Genomic DNA, 21,372 nt, shown 5'->3' on the forward strand with positions numbered 1-21,372 from the left:
CAGGTGACTCGTATGTTTCATACAGTGGAAGAAGCAATTGAAGATTTAAAGATGGGGAAGCCCGTCATTGTATGTGATGATGAAGATCGCGAAAATGAGGGAGATTTTATCGCTCTTGCTGAGAAAGCGACTCCTGAGGTAGTGAATTTTATGGCGACACACGGAAGAGGGCTCATTTGTACACCTATTTCAGAAGAATTAGCAGATCGTTTAGATTTAAAGCCGATGGTGGACAACAACACAGATATGCACGGAACGGCCTTTACAATCAGCATTGATTATAAAACGACGACAACAGGAATCAGTGCATTCGAACGTTCGACAACAATTCAAGCACTTCTAGACGCAGAAGCAAAAGCCGCTGATTTTAGAAAGCCTGGTCATGTATTTCCGCTCATCGCCAAAAAAGGCGGTGTACTTCGTCGTGCAGGGCATACTGAAGCGGCAATTGATTTAGCAAAGCTCGCCGGTGGACAAGAAGCAGGCGTCATTTGTGAAATCATGAATGAAGACGGAACGATGGCTCGTGTTCCAGATCTTGTTGCCATTGCGGAAGCACATCAGTTAAAAATGATTACGATCAAAGACTTAATTGAGTATCGTCGTCAGCATGAAAAGCTCGTTCATCGCGAGGTAGAAATTAATTTACCAACAACATTCGGCGAATTTCGAACGTTTGGTTATACAAGTACATTGGACGGTCAAGAGCATGTAGCCCTTGTGAAAGGTGATATTACACCAGATGAGCCGGTTCTTGTCCGCGTTCATTCTGAATGTTTGACAGGTGATGTGTTCGGCTCTCATCGATGTGACTGTGGGCCACAGCTACACGCGGCTCTGATGCAAATTGAAAAAGAAGGCAAAGGCATATTATTGTACATGAGACAAGAAGGCCGAGGCATCGGCTTAATTAACAAGCTAAAAGCCTACAAGCTTCAAGAAGAGGGCTATGATACCGTTGAAGCGAACGAAAAACTTGGGTTTGGTGCGGATCTTCGCGATTACGGAGTAGGGGCACAAATCTTAAAAGACCTAGGCGTAACCAAAATGCGTCTATTAACGAACAACCCGCGTAAAATTACGGGCTTAAAAGGTCATGGGTTAGAAGTTGTGGAGCGTGTGGCGATTCAGATGCCTGTTTTAAAGGATAATGAGCGCTATTTACACACAAAGGTTGAGAAGCTCGGTCATTTATTAAAATTATAGTAGACAATTAATTATTACAGTTGAGAGGGAGTTTTAAATATGGGAACATTATTTGAAGGAAATTTAGTAGGCAGCGGATTAAAAGTAGCGATCGTAGTAGGGCGCTTTAATGAATTTATTACAAGTAAACTGCTAGGCGGCGCACAGGATGCCTTAAAGCGTCACGGAGTAGAAGAAGAAAACGTGGATGTTGCATGGGTGCCAGGAGCATTTGAAATCCCATTAGTAGCTAAAAAATTAGCAGAAACGAAGAAATACGATGCGGTCATTACACTAGGAACGGTCATTCGTGGAGCAACACCACATTTTGATTATGTATGTAATGAAGTGGCAAAAGGCGTATCATCGCTAACGTTACAAACAGGTATTCCAATTATCTTCGGTGTTCTGACAACAGAAAATATTGAGCAGGCAATTGAACGTGCAGGAACGAAAGCTGGGAATAAAGGCTGGGAAGCAGCAGCAGCAGCGATTGAGATGGCGAATCTAACACGCGTAATTGAAGGATAATACGATAAATGTGCCTTCCTCTTAAAAGAGGAAGGCGTTTTTTATCCATTCCTACTATAAGAAGAGGTGGCGGAAGTTTTGTTTAGATGTGAATAAAATTTAAAGATCCTCTCATCCTAAGATTATGACACTGTTCGTGAGGAGACGGAATGATGCCTCGAGTAGGGCCTTTTATTATATTAGTATTAGTGAGTAGCATCGTTTTTTTTTATGTGCTGTACAAAAAACGAGATGTTAAGTTGCTTTATTTGTTCGGGTTTATGATCGGACTCGCGTATGCGCTAGAATACGTAATTTTCGTGCTATTAGATAGCTATCACTACGATCCGGGGATAACAAGCAGCCGTTTTATTGACGGGATGTTTGGGTCTATTGCTTCGCAAGCTTTTGCCTTTCCAGTAGCAGCAATTACGGTTGTCGCTTATGAGTGGAAGTTCAAGCAGTATATTTGGGTAGCGGTGTTTTTCATGGGGATTGAAGAACTTTTCCTCGCGTTGCACATTTACGAGCATGAATGGTGGAAAACCATTTATACAGGTGTTTTAATGACGATCGGCTTTGCGATTGCGAAAATGTGGTACTACTGGATGAAAACACGTTATTCAACATTTTTACACTTCACCACGCTTTATTTTTTGATGATCGCGATCAATTGTAGTATTATGTTTGTCGTTTCCACTATTCTACACCTGTATTATTATAAAGTCGGCTTATTTTCTGATCCGAATCGAGATCATATTAATATGAACACAATTTATGTGGTCGTAATGACGTGGATGTATGTGTGGATTATTGTAAAGAGAAAGTCATATCTATGGCAAATTGCCGTCATCATTTTGATGTTTATCATTGATACCGTACTTTTGCATACGGGTATTTTACACTCTAGTCGCCCTTTTTTAAGACTAACGTTCCTTATCATGAACGTATTAGATCTTTGGTTGATCGCCTTTTTGAACGGAAAGCTGTTGCGGCATAGTTTTCAGAGAGCACGATAACAAGGGCATAAACAGGTAATTAATTTTCGTTGACGTGCTGTTGATAGATTGGGTAAGATGAAAGAATGAAATCGTATGAAATAGGGGAGTTGGGGATTCGTGAAAGAGTCCTTTTTTGTAGAAAAGGCTTTAAATAATAACGTGTTAATTGCTTCACATTCACAGTACAAAGAAGTCGTCCTTATCGGAAAAGGCATTGCTTTTGGCAAGAAAAAAGGCGATGAAATTTCGACTGAAGCAGTAGAGAAAATGTTTTTACTGCAAGATGCAGCAGAACAAGAACAGTATAAGCAAATTTTAGCTCACGTAGATGAAACGTTTATCGAAGTCATGAATGATATTATGACACACATTGGAAAAAGCGTTCAGGCACCGTTAAATGAGCACATCCATGTGGCGTTAACGGATCATATCGCTTTTGCTTTAAAACGAATTCAGCAAGGGATTCAAATTAGCAATCCGTTTTTAATTGAAACGAAAACGCTCTACGCAAAAGAGTATGCTATTGCTGAAGATGTGATTGACATTATTCATCAAAAATTAGGGGTTCAGCTCCCTGAAGGGGAAGTGGCGTTCATCGCACTTCATATCCATAGTGCCGTTACACGTAAAAATTTATCAGAGGTGAACCAGCATTCGCAGCTTATTCACCAAATTATTCGTGTGATCGAAGATTCCCTCAAGATTGAGATTGATCGTGAATCGATTTATTATATGCGCCTCATTCGCCACTTGCATTTTGCGATTGATCGTGTAAAAAAAGGCGAAAAGGTAGAGGAATCGGTTCGACTCGCTGATATTTTACGAAATGAATATCCGATGCACTACAGTCTGGCATGGAAGGTCATTAAGGTTATGCAACAGTCCTTAAAAGTACCCGTATACGACGCAGAAGCCGTGTATTTGACGATGCATCTCCAGCGCTTAACAGCGAAGGAAGAGTCTGAATAATAGCACATCAACTCGCTGTATAATGGGAATTTTTCTATAAAGTGGAATGAAAACCTTTGCTTTGTGAACTTTTTTCGACAATTTTCGCAAAAAAGCGTTGACACCCCTTTCAAAACTTGCTATGATTCAATTGTCTTTCTAATAGAATATTAAATCAGATCATTTCTACGTGTTACTGATTCGATCAGGCATGAGTAGAGAGGTTAGTTGAATGTTATCACGGGATACTGGAGATAGTATATTTTGATAACGTTTTATTTCCTCTTTGCTCATGCTTTTTTATATACTTTGTAATCGTTAACATGAAGATATGGTCGTTTAAGGGAAAAGGAGGTTTCTCATATGTTTAAGAAGTTTTTCGGTGTTTTACAGAAAATCGGGAAAGCGCTTATGCTTCCAGTAGCGATTCTTCCAGCAGCAGGTTTGCTTTTAGCGTTCGGTACAGCATTCCAAAATCCTGATTTACTTACACATCTTCCGGCATTAAAAGCTCACTGGTTCCAAGTAGTAGCGAGTGTAATGTCTGATTCTGGTAACATTATTTTCAGTAACTTACCGTTACTATTCGCAGTAGGGGTAGCAGTTGGTTTAGCAGGCGGTGACGGAGTTGCCGGTCTTGCAGCAATTATCGGTTACTTAATCATGAACGTAACGATGAGCACAATGTTACAAGGTATTGGTACGTTAACACCTAAGATGATTGAGAAAATTTCAACGCTTCCAGCGTATGCAAATGTTCTTGGTATTCCAACGCTTCAGACAGGGGTGTTCGGGGGTATTATCGTCGGGGTTATCGCAGCCTCTATGTATAACCGCTTCTTTAAAATTGAATTACCACCGTACTTAGGGTTCTTCGCAGGTAAACGTTTCGTTCCAATCGTGACAGCGCTTGCGTCTTTAATCTTAGGTATCGCAATGATTTTCGTATGGCCAGTTGTACAAAATGGTTTAAATGCATTCTCAAACTTTATGTTAAATGCAAATCCTGGTTTATCAGCGTTCGTGTTTGGTTTAATCGAACGTTCACTAATTCCATTTGGTCTTCACCACATTTTCTACTCACCGTTCTGGTTTGAGTTTGGTGAATACACAAGTAAAGCAGGTAACTTAATCCGTGGGGATCAGCACATCTTCATGCAGCAGCTTCGTGACGGTGTACCATTCACAGCAGGTACATTCATGACTGGTAAATATCCGTTCATGATGTTCGGATTACCAGCAGCAGCATTAGCGATCTACCATGAAGCACGTCCAGAAAATAAAAAATATGTTGCAGGAATCATGGGTTCTGCTGCATTAACATCTTTCTTAACGGGTATTACAGAACCACTTGAGTTCTCATTCTTATTCGTAGCACCAGTATTATTCGCAATTCACGCTGTTTTCGCTGGTTTATCATTCATGACAATGGCACTATTAAATGTCAAAATCGGAATGACGTTCTCTGGTGGTTTAATTGACTACATCCTATTTGGTATCTTCCCGAACCGTACTGCATGGTGGTTAGTTATCCCAGTAGGTCTTGTATTAGCCGTTATTTACTACTTCGGTTTCCGTTTCGCGATCCGCAAGTTTAACCTTAAAACTCCAGGTCGTGAAGACAAAACGGAAGAAGATAAAGCACAAGCTGGTACAGCAGAAGAATTACCAAAAAACATTTTAGAAGCACTTGGTGGACAAGAAAACATCACTCACTTAGATGCTTGTATCACACGTCTTCGTGTTTCTGTAAATGACGCGAAAAACGTTGATAAAAACCGCTTGAAAAACCTAGGAGCTTCTGGAGTTCTTGAAGTAGGGAATAACATTCAAGCAATCTTTGGTCCACGTTCTGATACATTAAAAGGACAAATCAAAGATATTATGGAAGGCCGCACGCCAGTAGTTGCAAAAGAAGAGAAAACTGTGCAAAATGAAGGAGTAGCACTAAACAGCACAAACGGTGATGAAATCGTTTCACCTATCAAAGGGGAAATCGTTCCATTATCTGAAGTGCCTGACCAAGTGTTCTCACAAAAATTAATGGGTGACGGTTTCGCTATTATCCCATCAGAAGGCACAGTAGTTGCGCCAGTCGATGGAAAAATAGTAAACTTATTCCCGACGAAGCATGCTTTAGGGATTGAATCAACAGATGGACGAGAAATCTTAATCCATTTCGGTATTGATACAGTAAACTTAAAAGGTGAGGGCTTTGAAACACTTGTATCACAAGGTGACGAAGTGATGAAAGGTCAACCGCTATTAAAAGTTGACTTGGATTATGTAAAAGCAAATGCACCATCTGTGATTACACCTATTATCTTCACTAACTTAGGTGCTGATGAGAAACTCAACATCTTAAAGCAAGGTTCTGTTGAACAAGGTGAAGAAAACATTCTTAACATTACAAAGTGATCAAAGGAGATTGATTAAAAATGGCAGAAAAAACATTTAAGGTAACAAGCGAATCAGGAATCCACGCACGTCCAGCAACAACTTTGGTACAAGCAGCAAGCAAATTTGATTCTGATGTAAACTTAGAATTCAACGGGAAAACAGTTAACTTAAAATCAATCATGGGTGTTATGTCTTTAGGCATCCAACAAGGCGCTACAATCCGTGTAACAGCTGAAGGTTCTGATGAAGTTGAAGCAATCGCTGCAATCGAAGAAACAATGAAAAAAGAAGGTTTAGGCGAGTAATAATGACTAAAAATATCAAAGGCATTGCCGCTTCTAGCGGCATTGCCATTGCTAAAGCATTTCGCCTAGAAAATCCAGTACTAACCGTTGAAAAAACATCAGTAGCGGATGTTAATCAAGAAGTTTCTCGTTTTGACCAAGCTGTTTCCAAAGCAAAATCAGAATTAGAAGTAATTCAAGAGCACGCACGAAAAGAACTAGGACAGGACAAAGCAGATATTTTTGCTGCTCATCTTCTAGTTTTAAGTGACCCTGAACTGATCAATCCAATTAAAGATAAAATCACGTCTGAAAGCGTAAACGCAGAATCTTCATTAGACGAAGTGTCTGGTATGTTCATCACAATGTTCGAGTCTATGGACAATGAATATATGAAAGAACGTGCAGCAGATATCCGTGACGTAACGAAACGTGTATTATCTCATTTATTGGGCGTAACGATTTCAAACCCTAGTCTTATTTCAGAAGAAGTAGTTGTGATTGCAGAAGATTTAACGCCTTCTGATACAGCACAATTAAATCGTAAATTTGTAAAAGGGTTTACAACAGATATTGGTGGACGTACGTCTCACTCAGCAATCATGGCTCGTTCAATGGAAATTCCAGCGGTTGTTGGAACGAAAACAGTTATGGCTGACATCCAGAACGGTGATCTTGTTATCATTGATGGACTAGATGGAGATGTTATTGTTAACCCAACGGAAGACGTTGTGAAATCATACGAAGATAAAAAAGCTGCGTATGACGTTCAAAAAGCGGAGTGGGCGAAGCTTGTAAACGAACGTACAGTTTCAGCAGATGACCACCACGTAGAACTTGCTGCTAATATCGGTACACCTGAAGATGTAAAAGGTGTATTAGAAAACGGCGGAGAAGCAGTTGGCTTATACCGCACAGAATTCTTATACATGGGCCGCGATACGCTTCCAACGGAAGATGAGCAGTTTGATGCGTATAAGACAGTTCTTGAGCGTATGGAAGGAAAACCGGTTGTTGTTCGTACACTAGATATTGGTGGAGACAAAGAACTTCCGTACTTAGATCTTCCAAAAGAAATGAACCCATTCCTAGGCTTCCGTGCAATTCGCCTATGCCTAGAAATGCAAGATATGTTCCGTACACAGATTCGTGCGTTATTACGTGCTAGCAGCTACGGTAACCTAAAAGTAATGTTCCCGATGATCGCAACAGTCGACGAGTTCCGTCAGGCAAAAGCGATTTTACTAGAAGAAAAAGCAAAACTTCAAGAGCAAGGTGTAACAGTATCTGAAAACATTGAAGTAGGGATGATGGTTGAAATTCCATCTTCTGCAGTGATGGCAGATCAGTTTGCAAAAGAAGTGGACTTCTTCTCAATCGGAACAAATGACTTAATTCAATACACAATGGCTGCGGATCGTATGAATGAGCGCGTATCTTATTTATACCAACCGTACAACCCAGCAATCCTTCGTTTAGTGCATATGGTTATTCTAGCTGCACATAAAGAAGGCAAATGGGTTGGCATGTGTGGAGAGATGGCTGGAGACGAAATCGCGATTCCAATTCTACTTGGTCTTGGACTAGATGAGTTCTCTATGAGCGCATCATCTATTCTAAAAGCACGTTCTCAAATCCGTCATCTATCTAAAGGTGAGATTGAGCAACACGTCGAAAAAATTCTTGCAATGTCTACAACAACTGAAGTAGTAGACTACGTAAAAGCGACATTCCATATTGGATAACAAAAAAAGACGATCTTTTGATCGTCTTTTTTTTATAACAAGTTAAATAATAAGGGAATAAAGGTTTGCGATAAAATAATGGTTATAATGGCTGTACTGATCATCGCAAGGCTTGAGAAGGTACCTTCTAGCTGTCCAAACTCAAAGGCCTTTGCTGTTCCCGTTCCGTGTGCTGCAACGCCCATAAGCAGTCCTTTTGCAATCGAGGAGCGAAGCGCTAAAAAGCGAATTAAAATCGGTCCAATTGTCGCACCGGCGATACCTGTTAAAATAACGAATAAAACGGTTACGCTCGGGTCGCCGCCAAGCGTTTTCGAAACATCCATTGCGATAGGGGTCGTAATCGAACGCGGCACAATGCTGTGGACGAGGAAATCTTGGAGATGAAATAAAATGGCAAGTAGAAGCGATGAAAAGACGGCAATCACCGTGCCCGCAGTCACGCTCAAAATAATTTCCATTCGGTATTTCTTCAACAGATGAAACGACTTATACATAGGGATCGCGAATGCTACCGTTGCGGGTCCCAGCAATAAGTTGATAATAGAAACGTTATTTTTGTAGGCATCATATGAAATATGGGTTTCTTTCAAAATAAACATAATCACCAAGGGTGTCAGAATAATGGGTGAAAAAACAATCCATTTGAAGCGCCCGTATAATCGTTTAGCCAACACATAAATAATGATTGTAAGCACAATGGCTAGTAGTGAAATCATGTTGTACTATCTCCCTTACGTTTGAAAATCAATTCGGCTATCATTCCTGTACTCGCCATGACGAGCGCTGTACTAATTAGGATAATCAAAAGAATTTGCCAGCCGTAGTTTTTTAATACATCGGTATAATTCATTAAACCAACTGTTGCTGGAATGAAGAAAAGCAATAGCTCAGCAACAAGCAAATTGCCGCCTTTTTCAATCCATTTCAGCTTGATTACTTTTGTTTGCAGTAAGATCAGCAGGAGAAAGAGACCAACGACGCTCCCCGGAACAGGTAAATGAAGCAAACGAACGAGTTCTTGTCCAACAAGAAAAACACCTGTTAGTAAAATGATTTGAAAAAATAATGTAAATAACGTTTTCAACGTGTCACCGCCTTTTCATAAAAATAAAATATGTTGTGAAAAGATTATTGTAATGATTGACTAGCAGTTGTCCCCACTGTCTAAGAATCGTGCTTCTATTAAATAGAGTCGCCTTATAAAGACGACTCAAAAGTGGGAAAAGAGAAACTTTGGGATTATGCAAATGGGGTTGCATATCAACAAGTAATAACCTGTTACATACATAAGTGTAGCGTAGGCGTTTCTATTGGTAAAATATATAAATGTTATTCATCCTATTCGCTAAAGTTATGAAAAGGCTTAAATAACGGATTTAATATGCTCAATAAAGGCGTTTGTCGCAAATGAGACGTAGCGATCCTTTCGAATGATAATCGCAAGGTCCCAAGGAATGGAGTTTTCTAAATCCACTACCTGAATTTGATCACGATCAAGCTTCTGACAAATTGACTGTGGAAACAATGCGATCCCCATGCTTGCTGCTACCATTTCGGCAATAAAGTCCCATTGTGTGCTTTGATAAGCGATTGTAGGCTTAAACCCTGCCTGTACACATTCCCGATAAATCATTTCATGCATGGAAAAGTCTTCATGAAATAAAATAAACGATTCGTCCTTTAGCTCATGAAAGGCGATTTTTTTATGCTGTGCGAGGTGGTGATCCTTTGGTAGTGCGACCTGCAATTTTTCTCGCGCAAACGGGATCGTTCGAAATAACTCCTCATTAACAGGTAAGAGGACAACACCAATATCTACTTCTCCTTCTTCTACGATCCTCTCCATTCGTTTGGCACCAAATTCGATCATCCGAATTGAAATATCTGGATACGTTTGTCGAAATGATTTCATAATGTGGGGGAAAAACAGTGATCCTATAATAGGAGGAATGCCAATCTTGATTCGTCCTTTTTGAATATGCATAAGATCATAGAGAGAATTCGATAAATCTCTTAATGAGGATAGAACATTCTCTGCCTGATGATACACGATGTCACCTGCATCGGTTAATTGTATACGTCGAGCCGAGCGATCAATTAAAGTAACGCCTAATTCATCTTCTAATACTTTTACCATTTTACTTAAAGATGGCTGTGAAACGTGCAGAACGTCCGCTGCCTTTGTAAAGCTTTTTTGCCGAGCCACTTCTGTGAAATATTGCAACTGTCGAATATCCATCGAATCGCTCCTTTCAGTTGAGTTTATTGTATGTTAAAGTAAGTATATCCATTATATTTGTGAACAAGTGAACAAATCAATATTTCAGATTTGTTCCACTTTTTTAGTTTCTCTTTTGTTGAGAAAGGACTATAATAGATTCATTGGACAGACATTCGTATGTGATTGACAGAAAAGGTGGTTAGTAAGGTTGAGTAAAGTAGATACGCTGCGAGACATTGTTTACATAAACGGAAATTTGCATGAGCAATATTTCATTACACACGGAATTGAATTTCGCGAATTTTTTCATTCGATCCCTACTCCGTTAGCAAATGTCCTGCTTCTTAAACATGGTTATGAGGAAAGTGACTATGATTTTGGCGTTCATTTAGATTATGTAGAAAATGAACAGCTTCCTCGCTTAGTAGAAGAAGATGTTAGTAAGTACGGTGATTTTTGCTGGGTTGATTTTGATGAATCATCATCTTTTGAACTATTGCACGATGAGGACTTGGCTGCATTACTTTACTTAGGGCACTATAAAAAACCACTACGTACAGCATTTAGTCACAAGTTAAATAACCAATTCGTTTATTTAAGCAGTGAAGACGGATGGTTTAATAAAACGTACTATCGAAATATTTATGATATGAATCACATTGTGAGTCGTGTGATTCCGATGAAACTGTCTGTGACAAAGCAGTCTCGCTTCACTTTCTTAAAAAAGAAATTGGAGTATCCACCGGTCCCGCTCGTATTAGTAAACACGTTGCTTACGCTTGCGAATGATGGACTAGTAGTGGATTTGAAGCAAGTACAGCAGACGCGAAAAGATATTCAAATTCCGATTTTTACGATCGGTAAATATATTGACATGGAAGAAATGCTGCATGATCTTGAAGAATCGTCGCATAAAGGAAGCTTTCAAGCTACGCTTGTGTTAAATAAGAAGGACCTAGAATGGGAACTGATTGAAATGTAAAAGGAGGAGCCGACTGTAAAAAGTGGGCCTCTCCTTTTTATGTGGCTAAAAATGGATTTTTCCACTCCATTAACACAGCATGATGAAGCGATTCTTCGTCTTCAATGTAGTCGGCGACAATTCCTACAGGAGTACGTCCACAGCGCATAAGAAAGGTGATAACGGGATCGGAAATACGCCCCGATTGAATGCCATCTAAGTATTGCTCAGGAGATAATTCATGGTGATAGCGGTGATAGTGAGGTATTCGTCCGCCGCCTAGGAGACGATCCAGTTTCAACTGCACGACGACTTCATACATAGACGACATAAGCAGCTTTCCAATACCTAGCTTACGATATGAGGGTGATACGCAAATGTCGACAATATACAGAGTTTGACCACTATTGGTGTGATTAGTAATAAAACCATCCGAGGTAATTTCTGACCAGGTGTGGGGGTAATCATCAGTTTTCACGCGTAGACCTGTAATCGATCCACAAATTGTGCCGTCTATTTCGGCACATAATGCGCCTTCCGGGAAGCGAGTGACGTGTTCGTGTAACTGTTCCTCTGACCACCATAATTCTGACGGAAAAGGGGGAGGAAAGGCTGCTTGCTGAACACGAATGAGAGATGAGAAATCTGAGGGTGTATAATTCCGAATGATAGCCATACGAGGTGTTTTTTGATCAAATACGTAGCATTTTTTCTGATACATCACAGGACCTGCCTTTCGTGATTTGATAACACTATTATAAAGGATTCTCCCACAGGTGGGTGATTTTTAGCCCACAAAAAAAAAGCTCCGTAAAGGAGCTTTTTAAATTAGATCCAAGTTGTTACTTGATCTAACGGCAAACGGTCGCTAGCATGTGCTTCTTTTGCTGCTGTTCCAACAGAAAGTAGCATAACGGGAACAAAACGATCTTCCACTTTAAATTCTTCAATGAATTTTTGAGCGTTGAAGCCACCCATTGCACATGTGTCAAAGCCTTTTGCTTTTGCAGCATGCATAAGCGTCATAGCCGCTAGAGAAGCATTGCTGTACGCTGCGTCACGAGCAAATACACCGTTTTGGTATGCGCCGTTAATTTGGCCAGCAAGGATGTCTTTAACTTCGCTTGTCATGTGTCCAGCTTCTACAAGTGGATTGTATACGTCGTCTACGTTTTTATTTGCTTCTAAATCACCTAATACAGCGATGACAGCACCAGAATCAACGACTTGACGTTGATTATAAGCGATTGGGAGAAGGCGCTCTAAAGCGTTAGAATCTGTAATGACCATGAAGTGCCAGTGTTGTAGGTTCCACGCAGACGGAGACTTCACAGTTGCTTCTAGAATTTCTGTTAAATCTTGTTTGCTCGGTTTTTTAGCTGGATCATATTCACGAATAGATGTACGAGAGCTTACGACTTCAAAAAAATCTTTTGACATAAAAATTCCCTCCAGATTATATGGTAAAAAAATACATTTGATTACATTTGAATACTTCATTACTTTTTGTAAGTAAGAGATACATGCAAATTTTAATAAACGTTCCCAAGGATGTCAAGAAATAATGCTCAGAAGATAACAAACATTTCTTACGCTAGTTCTACCCTAAAACGTTATTGCGAAAAACTGATGCGCGAGCTGTCCTTCAAACAAAAAAATGGTGAAGAAGACGCTTCGCTTATTTTGTGTTGCTTCTATTCTTCTATACAGAGGAATGAAGACATTTTAAGGGATAGTTCTTTTTAAAACGGTGCTCATCAGGTAAGATAAAGAAAAGGATGTTTTTTCATACAGGAAGAGGAGGAAGAGATATGACAGGCAAACAAACGGTTGGATTTATCGGCACGGGGGTAATGGGGAAAAGCATGGCGTCTCATTTAATGAAAGCAGGGCACGAGGTACATGTATACACCCGAACAAAAGAAAAGGCAGTAGAATTAATTGAGAGTGGTGCAGTGTGGTGCGAAACGCCGAAAGAAGTAGCACAAACTAGTGACGTTATTATTACAATGGTTGGCTATCCATCAGATGTAGAAGAAATATACTTAGGTGAAAATGGATTGCTTGCTCATGCCAAAAAGGGTACATATTTTATTGATATGACAACATCTAAACCATCTCTTGCGGTTCGAATTCATGAAAAAGCAAATGAACAAGGCATGTTTTCATTAGACGCACCTGTTTCCGGAGGAGACGTAGGCGCAAGAGAAGCAACGCTTACGATTATGGTAGGAGGAGACGAAAACGCATTCCAGGCTTGCAAACCGATTTTGGAGTTGCTCGGAAGTAACGTCATTTTACAAGGTGATGCAGGGGCAGGTCAGCATACGAAAATGTGCAATCAAATTGCGATTGCATCTAATATGATGGGTGTAAGTGAAGCGATCGTTTATGCGGAAAAAGCGGGACTAAATCCCGAAGTGGTGTTGCAGTCTATTTCATCTGGTGCAGCAGGAAGCTGGTCACTTAGTAATTTGGCTCCTCGTATGATCAAAGGAGATTTGGAACCGGGCTTTTATATTAAGCATTTTATTAAAGACATGGGAATTGCTTTAGAAGAAGCAGAAGCCATGAACATGGACGTTCCAGGTCTACAGCAGGCTAAAAAACTATACGATTCGCTTGCAGCACAAGGCAAGGCAGACAAAGGTACGCAAGCATTGTATGAGTTATATAAATAAGCAAAGACGAGCGAATGCTCGTCTTTTGTTTATGCCAAAAGATTTTTCGATTTTAAAAAGCGTTCTATACGATCTAACGCTTCTTTTAGTAGCTCCATAGAATAAGCGTAAGACAAGCGTACATAGCCCTCGCCGAGCGCTGAAAATGCGCTACCTGGCACTAGAGCAACACCCGCTTCTTTTACAAGCATAAGCGCAAAATCGAACGAAGAGAGGTTGAATTTACGGATGGATGGGAAAATATAAAATGCTCCCGTTGGTTTTTCAACCTCAAAGCCCATTTGAACAAGGCGATCATACACATAATTCATACGCTCCATATACGCCTCTTTCATATAAAGAGGATCCTCTTGGCCGTTCATTAACGCCTCCAATGCGGCTGCTTGAGAAACAGATGACGCACAGCTTACATTGTACTGATGAACTTTTAAGATATGCTGTGATAAATAAGAGGGCGCAAACAACAGGCCAATACGCCATCCTGTCATTGAATGAGACTTGGATACACCATTGATGACAATCGTCTTCTCTCGCATGGATGGAATCGTGGCGATGGATGTATGAGTGCCGTTAAAGACAAGCTCGCTATAGATTTCATCTGACAGAACAAAGATATCTCGATCTTCTAAAAGCGCGGCGATCTCGTGAAGCTCTTTGCTTGAAAGCGTCACGCCCGTCGGATTGGATGGGTATGGTAACACGATACAGCGCGTTTCCTCTGTTAGATAAGGCTCAATTAAGTCAGCCGTCAGACGAAATCCGTTTTCAGTTGTGTCAACGTGAATAGGAGTCGCACCTGCTAGACGTATAAGCGGTTCATATCCAGGGTATACAGGTCCTGGTAAAATGACTTCAGATCCTTCATCAAGAATGGTTCGAAAAGCAATGTCGATTGCCTGGCTTGCTCCAACCGTCACAATAACTTCATTTTCTGGATTGTATGTAAGGTTGTATTTTTGTTGGATAAATTGAGAAGCTGCCCTTCGCAGTTCAATCGTTCCAGCATTATGTGTATAGGAAGTTAGGTTTTGATCAATTGCCTGCTTTCCCGCTTCTTTTACATGATCTGGCGTTAAAAAATCAGGCTGTCCGATTGTTAACGACAAGACATCCTCATATTGAGAGACCATATTAAAAAAGGTACGAATGCCTGAAATTTGTAGTTGTTTTACGCGATTATTTAGCAAGTGTTCCATTAACAATCATCCTTCCGTTGCAATATCCCACTTATTGTACCACAACCATTTACGTTCAAAAGAAAAACATGTGCCCCTGCTCTTGAATGAAGGTCCAAAGCAGAGGCACATGTTACGCTTCTTCTAATTTTTTATACTCGTTTGTTAATTGAATGAACGTTTCTTTATCGCCTTTATCTAATGCGTCATCAATTAAAAAGGTTAGGCGTTCCTTATTGAAAACGTAGCTTAAATGATCTAGTAAATCGTTCGCTGTTTTTTGGTATTGAATCTCTCTTTGTGTATATAAATCCTTTCGGGAAAAGTCATTCGCGTTTTTTCTGTAGTAGCTCATGACTATGTACCTCCTTCAAATTAGAATGTCTTCCGAATCATCTTGTTAGTTATTTACCCATATATATGACGATTAACCGCAATGTGTTAAAATTTTAGGTGTTTGAAAAAAATGAAAAAAGGGTACATAGGAAAGATACATAATGAAGATTTAAAGGAGCAGATATGATTAGAACATGCGCGTTAACATCAGCTGGTGTAATTAAATACGATCTATCGCTTCGTTCCTTGAAAAAGCCTGACATTGTTTGGTACTGGGTTGATTTCGATCAGCCGTCTAACGAGGAATCTCAGCTTTTAAGTAAACATTTCCGCTTTCACCCGTTAGCTATTGAAGACTGTTTGGAATTTGTACAGCGTCCTAAAATGGATTTTTTTGATAAGTATGTGTTCATTGTAATGCATTATTTGAATCAAAAAACCCTATCGCCAGAAGAGGTAGATGTGTTCGTTGGGAGCAATTACATCGTTACCTTTCATAAAAAGTCAGTGCGAGGACTGAACAATACGTGGGCACGTGTTCGAAAGGATACGGCACTTCAGCAAGGTCCAATGACAATCCTGCATGCGGTAATGGACCAGCTCGTAGATGACTATTTTCCACCCATCTACCGAATCGAAGACCGGTTAAATGAAATTGAGGAAGCGACGGATTCTGATTCGTCCGTATCCGATATCATGGACGAAGTATTTGATATTCGAAGCGACTTATCTAAGATGCGTCGAACGGTTTTGCCTATGCGTGATTTGCTTTATCGTATTTTAAATTCAGAACGTATTGCGCACGTCAACGATCAGAAGATTTACTTTCAAGATATTTATGATCATCTCTTGAAAATTACGGAGCTTATTGAAGCAAATCGAGAGTTTACTTCGGATATTCGAGATAACTATATTTCGATTAACTCTGATCGAATGAATTCGATTATGATGACTCTTACAGTTATTACGACGATCTTTATGCCGCTATCGTTTATAGCAGGACTGTATGGAATGAACTTTACAAATATGCCGGAACTACGCGGTCACTACAATTACTTTATCGTACTAGCTGTAATGGTTCTGATTTCGATCGGGATGACGCTTTGGTTTAAGAAGAAAGGCTGGTTCCGCTTTAGCAAGAGATCAAAGCTATAAGAAAAGGTCACGCAATGTGCGTGACCTTTTTTTTTCGTCTTTATTCCATATCAATCTGGCCTTCTCGCCAGTAAACAGGCGATACGTAGCCTAAATCAATTTCGCGATCATCAAGTGTAATAAAGCAGTGCTGAGCTGCTTCTTGTTGTTTAATCTTGTCATAAATAGGTTTTTCTACTCCCTCTAAAATCTTCATTTCGTGGTCTTCAGAGAATAGAATAACAGAGCCTTTCATGAAAACGTCCACCTTCTATATATGTTTTATTTTAATTCACCTCGTAGTATATGAGTTTTTTTTGGCTTCGTCTAGACGTATGAATCCCTCTTGAAAAATATAAATTCCCTTCTTTCCTTAAAATCATCACATTGGTTTCGTTTTCATAAAAAGAAGAAAAAATTTGCTCGAATGAATCTCTTTATTCGTAAAAGTTTTCATAATTATTTGTAAATAAACAGGTTTTTGTTTTTACGAATGGAAATCAAATAGAAGAAAGAAAAGGAGGATGCATATGAGTAAGCTTGAAAAGAACATGATACCATCAAAGAAAAAATTCATTACGTTACCTGTTTATATCACACTTCCAATTGTTTCATGGGCTTTGTATGATTTTGCAAATACGATTTTCTCTTCTAATATTTCCACGATTTTCTTTCCTTTTTATTTAGAGGAAACAGTCGGTAACAGTGAGGCGATGAAGCAGCTAGCAAGTACATTCATTTCGTATGCCAATGCGCTAGCTAGCATATTTTTAGTGATTTTCTCACCGCTATACGGGACGATGATCGATCGCACGAAGCGAAAGAAAAAGCCGCTCGTTTATTTTGCACTCGGATCGATTATTTGTACGTTCGGAATGGGAGTAGCAGCATATCAGAAGCAGTGGGATCATGCGACAATGTTACCGCTCTCGTTAATACTCGTCGTTATTTTGTTTGTGCTGGCGAAATTTTTCTTTCAATCAAGTCTCGTATTTTATGACAGCATGATGCCGGATTTAGGTTCAAAGGAACAAATGCCCCTCATCTCAGGCTTTGGGGTGGCGATCGGATATTTTGGCACGCTTGTAGGATTGAGCGTTTATTTCTTTGTGGGAGACCATGATTTTCATCGTGCGTTCATTCCAACGGCCATTTTATATCTTCTTTTTTCGCTGCCGATTATATTTTGGGTAAAGGAACCCCCTCAACATGTCGATGTAAAGGAGAAGCAATCTTTTTTTAGTGGTTATAAAGAGATTTATCAAACGTTTCAAGAAATGCGCGCTTTTCGGTCTATTTTTTTATTTATGATTACGTATTTCTTTATTAATGATGCGATTGCGACGGCTATTGCGATGATGGCCGTTTACGCAAAAGCCGTCATAGGATTTACAACAAGTGGTTTTATTCTTCTGTACTTAATATCGACGGTGGCAAGTATTATTGGTGCTTTTGTATTCGGATATGTGGTGAAAAAATTTACGTCTCGGCGTGCGGTTACAATGGTTGGTGTCATTTTGGTAGTCGCCCTTCTTTTTGCCGTGACCGCAAACGGTGTCCCGATGTTTTGGGTGGCAGGATCGTTATTCGGCGTTTCATTAGGATCTATGTGGGTCGCTACAAGAACATTTATTATTGAGCTATCACCTGAAAACAAAAGAGGGCAGTTCTTTGGTTTGTTTGCTTTTTCAGGAAAGTTGTCGGCTATTGTAGGTCCATTGCTATACGGAACCATCACATGGGCGTTAAAAGACTACGGGGCGCTTGCGAGTCGAATTGCTTTAGCATCTCTACTGTTGCTTGCGGGGATTGGACTGTGGGTGCATTTAAAGACGAGGTACGAAACCGTCCGAAAATAAGAAAATGGAGGGAGTTTTGAGCAATTATTCTATGAAATTAATACTAGTAATTATATAATGGAAATACAAATTTTTAACATGGAAGGGCGAAATTGGATGTACAAAGACGCAGGGATTTTACTAGAAAGCGGTACAAATGAAATTGAAATTGTGGAGTTTGGAGTTCGACATATTCGTTTTGGCATTAACGTCATTAAAGTGAGAGAAATTATTAATCCAGTAACGATTAATCCGGTTCCGAATTCGCATCCGTATGTTGAAGGGATTATTGAGCTCCGCGGTGAGGTTTTGCCAATTGTTGATATAGCGAAGGCACTCAAACTTCCGCCATCTGATACGCCTGAGAAGGATAAATTTATTGTCACAGAGTTTAATCAGCAAAAAATCGTATTTCATGTTCATAGTGTGACAAAAATCCATCGCTTGTCATGGAAGCAAATCGAAAAGCCTTCCGAGTTATATCAGGGACTTGAAACACAGATTACAGGAGTCGTTAAAATGGAACAAGAGCTGATCTTGTTGCTTGATTTTGAAAAACTCATTACGGACGTTAATCCTGATTTTGGAATCGACGTGAGCTCCGTCAAAAAGCTCGGTGAACGAAAGCGCTCCAATAAGCGAATTGTAATTGCCGAGGATTCGCCTTTATTGCGTCGTTTAATTGGCGATACGTTAGAAGAAGCAGGCTACGTCATTACGGAGTTTTTCGAAAATGGTCAAGATGCGCTGGCTTATTTAGAATCTATTGTAGCAGGGAATAAGGCGATTGAGGATCAAGTACAGCTTGTGATTACCGATATTGAAATGCCCCAAATGGACGGCCATCATTTGACGAAACGCATTAAGGAAAACGATAAGTTATCAATTTTACCTGTCATTGTTTTTTCGTCTCTTATTACAGAAGATCTCCAACATAAGGGACAAATGGTTGGAGCTAGTGCGCAGGTTAGTAAGCCGGAAATCAAGCGCCTTATCGAACAAATTGATTCACTTATTTTATAAAAGTACACAAAAGCGCCTCATACGAATAGTATGAGGCGTTTATTAAACGTACAAAGCTCCTCTAGCTCAGCCCTTATTAGTGACACAATGGTAGAAAGTTAAAAATAGCTTTTTCCCAGAGGTTTAAAGATGGGAGCGGTTTTACGACGTGTATTCATAGAAGATTGAGGAGGCGTTAATGAGTAGTTGGTATATTGTGAAAGCAAGCGCTTTGCGGTTGAAAGCGACATCGTTGTTTTAGGGTTTCGATAATTCATATCCAACTCTCCAAGATGCGATAGCGTTTGGAAGTCTTCCTTTTTAGGGGGAATATGAAAGTAATAGTTACCGACAGCCACTAAAACATCTGATTTTTGCTGGCTTTTCCCAGGGTTTTTCGAAAAATGCAGTCCTTCTTTTTTCGCTTTGCCTTCTGAAATCAATTTTTCTAGTGCAAGCTTCTTAAGAGTGTATAACATTTTAGGATCTGGAGCAGCCTTTGCATGACGATTTACAGTGAAAATAGCTTGAGCAAGATCATCAACCTTCATATGTGCTGGTTTTGATTGATCTGTATGATGAGGCATGGTGTTCCTCCTTTGATAAACTTTCTATTTATTATATCCTTTCTTGTCCAAATTGCAAACATTGAGTTTTGGACAACTGTAAGTAAAAAGAGCCGTTTATTTTCTTTCAAGGGAAGCTTTTCAGATAAGAAAGAATGGCTCGCCTATAAGCAAGCGAGCAACATTTTGTAGGAATGCGGAAGGGTGTTATTTGTGTGGAAGAATATAGACGCCAGTTCCATTTGGAACGAGCGATGAAAGCTCGAGAACATCTTTATTGTACATGCGTATACACCCCATCGAAACCGCTTTTCCGATGGAAGAAGGGTTGTTCGTTCCATGAATACCGTAGTGATATTTCGAGAGACTGAGCCACATTTCACCAAACGGACCACCAGGGTCAGGTTGCCTGTTTACAATCACATAATTTCCAGGTGGAGTCGAGCTCAACATTTTTCCAACGGCAATCGGATATGTTTTCATCAGTTTCCCATCATGGATAAGCAACAGTCGTTTTTCCTTTAGATAAACGTAAATGGAATAGGGGATGCTTTCCTTTGGTGGAAGACCAGGAATGTAAATAGGTTGCCCGACTACAATTGTGTCAGGGTTTACAGTTGGATTTGCACTCAAGAGCATGTCATAAGGAATGCGATAATCCAGCGAGATTGAATAAAGCGTTTCACCAGATTTTACGATATGGTACACTTGAACACCTCTTCTCATCGATCACCAAGAGTACTTTTGGTGATACTAAAAATCGTTCACATGATCTATCTTATGGAAAAGAAATCATTTCAAGAATAACAAAATGATTTTATAACGGAGGACAAGATAAGTCCTTTTTCAAACGTGGTGCTCATATGTAATTTAATCGTAGAAAAGAGAATGGACGTCTTTTAGACGTCCTATTTGTGGTGAAGCTATTTAGGTGGCTGCATGGGCTGCATGGATTGCATCGGTTGCATGGGCTGCATCGTTGGAGATGAATAATACGTGTTGTAAACAGGAGCTCCTCCAGTTGAAGGAGATGCAGGAATAGCCATTTGAGAAGGGAAGTTGCCGATTCCGGCGTTAATATTTCCCGTTGGATAGCCACCAAAACCTCCAGGAATACCGGCTGCTCCAGGGTATCCGCCGAAAGCGCCTGGATAGCCTCCGTATGGAACAGGATACGGAGGAGGGAACGGAGGGCAACACCCTGGGAACGGAGGACGAGCAATCGCGCCAACTGTCAGCCCACCTAGAAGACCGCCAGCTAATCCAGCAACTAATGGAAGTCCGAAGAAAAATCGTTCATCTTCTGAAGCAATTGAACGGTAAGGATCATATGCGGGGTAGGGAATATATGAATAATACATGTACAAACCTCCTTATGCTTT

At 40.0% G+C, this 21,372-nt stretch carries 23 protein-coding genes; 12 read left to right on the forward strand and 11 right to left on the reverse strand.

The window, feature by feature from the left end; genetic code table 11:
- Positions 1-12 precede the first annotated feature (12 nt).
- From AMD01_RS01955 to ptsP, 7 genes are all read left to right on the forward strand, one after another.
- Positions 13-1,206: a bifunctional 3,4-dihydroxy-2-butanone-4-phosphate synthase/GTP cyclohydrolase II gene (locus tag AMD01_RS01955; RefSeq protein ID WP_053399699.1), complete on the forward strand. Its 1,194-nt coding sequence runs from the start codon at positions 13-15 to the stop codon at positions 1,204-1,206.
- A gap of 39 nt (positions 1,207-1,245) precedes the next feature.
- Entirely contained in the window at positions 1,246-1,716 is a 471-nt protein-coding gene (gene ribH / locus AMD01_RS01960) for a 6,7-dimethyl-8-ribityllumazine synthase (protein WP_053399700.1), read from the forward strand.
- 149 nt (positions 1,717-1,865) lie between these two features.
- Positions 1,866-2,714: a hypothetical protein gene (locus AMD01_RS01965; protein ID WP_169775919.1), complete on the forward strand. Its 849-nt coding sequence runs from the start codon at positions 1,866-1,868 to the stop codon at positions 2,712-2,714.
- Between the two features lie 99 nt (positions 2,715-2,813).
- Positions 2,814-3,665 (forward strand): glucose PTS transporter transcription antiterminator GlcT, encoded by an 852-nt coding sequence (gene glcT / locus AMD01_RS01970; RefSeq protein WP_053399702.1) that lies wholly within the window; start codon positions 2,814-2,816, stop codon positions 3,663-3,665.
- Positions 3,666-4,007: 342 nt separating this feature from the next.
- The gene (gene ptsG, locus AMD01_RS01975) at positions 4,008-6,062 is read left to right on the forward strand and encodes a glucose-specific PTS transporter subunit IIBC (protein WP_053399703.1); all 2,055 of its coding nucleotides are present in this window, start codon (positions 4,008-4,010) and stop codon (positions 6,060-6,062) included.
- Between the two features lie 20 nt (positions 6,063-6,082).
- Positions 6,083-6,349, forward strand: coding sequence for a phosphocarrier protein HPr (locus AMD01_RS01980; protein ID WP_053399704.1), 267 nt, complete (start codon positions 6,083-6,085; stop codon positions 6,347-6,349).
- A 2-nt stretch (positions 6,350-6,351) separates the two neighbouring features.
- Positions 6,352-8,073 (forward strand): phosphoenolpyruvate--protein phosphotransferase, encoded by a 1,722-nt coding sequence (gene ptsP, locus AMD01_RS01985; RefSeq protein ID WP_053399705.1) that lies wholly within the window; start codon positions 6,352-6,354, stop codon positions 8,071-8,073.
- Positions 8,074-8,105: 32 nt separating this feature from the next.
- Here the strand turns inward: ptsP and AMD01_RS01990 are convergent, their stop codons facing one another.
- The 3 genes from AMD01_RS01990 to AMD01_RS02000 form a co-directional block, all read right to left on the reverse strand.
- Complete coding sequence (locus tag AMD01_RS01990) at positions 8,106-8,792, reverse strand: LrgB family protein (RefSeq protein WP_053399706.1); 687 nt, start codon at positions 8,790-8,792, stop codon at positions 8,106-8,108.
- Positions 8,789-9,160, reverse strand: coding sequence for a CidA/LrgA family protein (locus tag AMD01_RS01995; RefSeq protein WP_053399707.1), 372 nt, complete (start codon positions 9,158-9,160; stop codon positions 8,789-8,791). The genes AMD01_RS01990 and AMD01_RS01995 overlap by 4 nt, the downstream gene beginning before the upstream one ends.
- 279 nt (positions 9,161-9,439) lie before the next feature.
- Positions 9,440-10,315, reverse strand: coding sequence for a LysR family transcriptional regulator (locus tag AMD01_RS02000; protein WP_053399708.1), 876 nt, complete (start codon positions 10,313-10,315; stop codon positions 9,440-9,442).
- A gap of 190 nt (positions 10,316-10,505) precedes the next feature.
- Here AMD01_RS02000 and AMD01_RS02005 point away from each other — a divergent pair, with 190 nt between their 5' ends.
- Positions 10,506-11,279, forward strand: a complete 774-nt coding sequence (locus tag AMD01_RS02005; protein WP_053399709.1) for a hypothetical protein — start codon at positions 10,506-10,508, stop codon at positions 11,277-11,279.
- Between the two features lie 37 nt (positions 11,280-11,316).
- Here the strand turns inward: AMD01_RS02005 and AMD01_RS02010 are convergent, their stop codons facing one another.
- Complete coding sequence (locus AMD01_RS02010) at positions 11,317-11,979, reverse strand: GNAT family N-acetyltransferase (RefSeq protein WP_053399710.1); 663 nt, start codon at positions 11,977-11,979, stop codon at positions 11,317-11,319.
- Between the two features lie 107 nt (positions 11,980-12,086).
- Positions 12,087-12,698: a nitroreductase family protein gene (locus AMD01_RS02015; protein WP_053399711.1), complete on the reverse strand. Its 612-nt coding sequence runs from the start codon at positions 12,696-12,698 to the stop codon at positions 12,087-12,089.
- A 371-nt stretch (positions 12,699-13,069) separates the two neighbouring features.
- On the opposite strand from AMD01_RS02015, the gene AMD01_RS02020 reads away from it, so the two are divergent.
- Positions 13,070-13,939 carry an NAD(P)-dependent oxidoreductase gene (locus AMD01_RS02020; RefSeq protein WP_053399712.1) on the forward strand — a complete coding sequence of 290 codons (870 nt, stop codon included), beginning with the start codon at positions 13,070-13,072 and terminating at the stop codon, positions 13,937-13,939.
- Positions 13,940-13,968: 29 nt separating this feature from the next.
- Here the strand turns inward: AMD01_RS02020 and AMD01_RS02025 are convergent, their stop codons facing one another.
- Entirely contained in the window at positions 13,969-15,135 is a 1,167-nt protein-coding gene (locus AMD01_RS02025) for an aminotransferase A (RefSeq protein ID WP_053399713.1), read from the reverse strand.
- 112 nt (positions 15,136-15,247) lie between these two features.
- Positions 15,248-15,469 carry an IDEAL domain-containing protein gene (locus AMD01_RS02030; RefSeq protein ID WP_053399714.1) on the reverse strand — a complete coding sequence of 74 codons (222 nt, stop codon included), beginning with the start codon at positions 15,467-15,469 and terminating at the stop codon, positions 15,248-15,250.
- Positions 15,470-15,633: 164 nt separating this feature from the next.
- Here AMD01_RS02030 and corA point away from each other — a divergent pair, with 164 nt between their 5' ends.
- The gene (gene corA / locus AMD01_RS02035) at positions 15,634-16,605 is read left to right on the forward strand and encodes a magnesium/cobalt transporter CorA (RefSeq protein ID WP_053399715.1); all 972 of its coding nucleotides are present in this window, start codon (positions 15,634-15,636) and stop codon (positions 16,603-16,605) included.
- A gap of 40 nt (positions 16,606-16,645) precedes the next feature.
- On the opposite strand, the gene AMD01_RS02040 is transcribed toward corA, so the two are convergent.
- Entirely contained in the window at positions 16,646-16,840 is a 195-nt protein-coding gene (locus tag AMD01_RS02040; RefSeq protein ID WP_053399716.1) for a hypothetical protein, read from the reverse strand.
- 274 nt (positions 16,841-17,114) lie between these two features.
- Between AMD01_RS02040 and AMD01_RS02045 the strand changes: the two genes are divergently transcribed.
- Both AMD01_RS02045 and AMD01_RS02050 read left to right on the forward strand, forming a co-directional pair.
- Positions 17,115-18,443, forward strand: coding sequence for an MFS transporter (locus AMD01_RS02045; protein WP_053399717.1), 1,329 nt, complete (start codon positions 17,115-17,117; stop codon positions 18,441-18,443).
- A 96-nt stretch (positions 18,444-18,539) separates the two neighbouring features.
- Positions 18,540-19,445, forward strand: coding sequence for a chemotaxis protein (locus AMD01_RS02050; protein ID WP_053399718.1), 906 nt, complete (start codon positions 18,540-18,542; stop codon positions 19,443-19,445).
- Positions 19,446-19,543: 98 nt separating this feature from the next.
- On the opposite strand, the gene AMD01_RS02055 is transcribed toward AMD01_RS02050, so the two are convergent.
- The 3 genes from AMD01_RS02055 to AMD01_RS25045 form a co-directional block, all read right to left on the reverse strand.
- Positions 19,544-20,011 carry a YkyB family protein gene (locus AMD01_RS02055; protein WP_083446379.1) on the reverse strand — a complete coding sequence of 156 codons (468 nt, stop codon included), beginning with the start codon at positions 20,009-20,011 and terminating at the stop codon, positions 19,544-19,546.
- Between the two features lie 186 nt (positions 20,012-20,197).
- Complete coding sequence (locus AMD01_RS02060; RefSeq protein WP_053399719.1) at positions 20,198-20,716, reverse strand: L,D-transpeptidase family protein; 519 nt, start codon at positions 20,714-20,716, stop codon at positions 20,198-20,200.
- A 197-nt stretch (positions 20,717-20,913) separates the two neighbouring features.
- Positions 20,914-21,351: a hypothetical protein gene (locus AMD01_RS25045; RefSeq protein ID WP_083446380.1), complete on the reverse strand. Its 438-nt coding sequence runs from the start codon at positions 21,349-21,351 to the stop codon at positions 20,914-20,916.
- Between the last annotated feature and the right edge of the window lie 21 nt (positions 21,352-21,372).

Source organism: Priestia koreensis, assembly GCF_001274935.1.
GTDB classification, from domain to species: Bacteria; Bacillota; Bacilli; order Bacillales; family Bacillaceae_H; genus Bacillus_AG; species Bacillus_AG koreensis.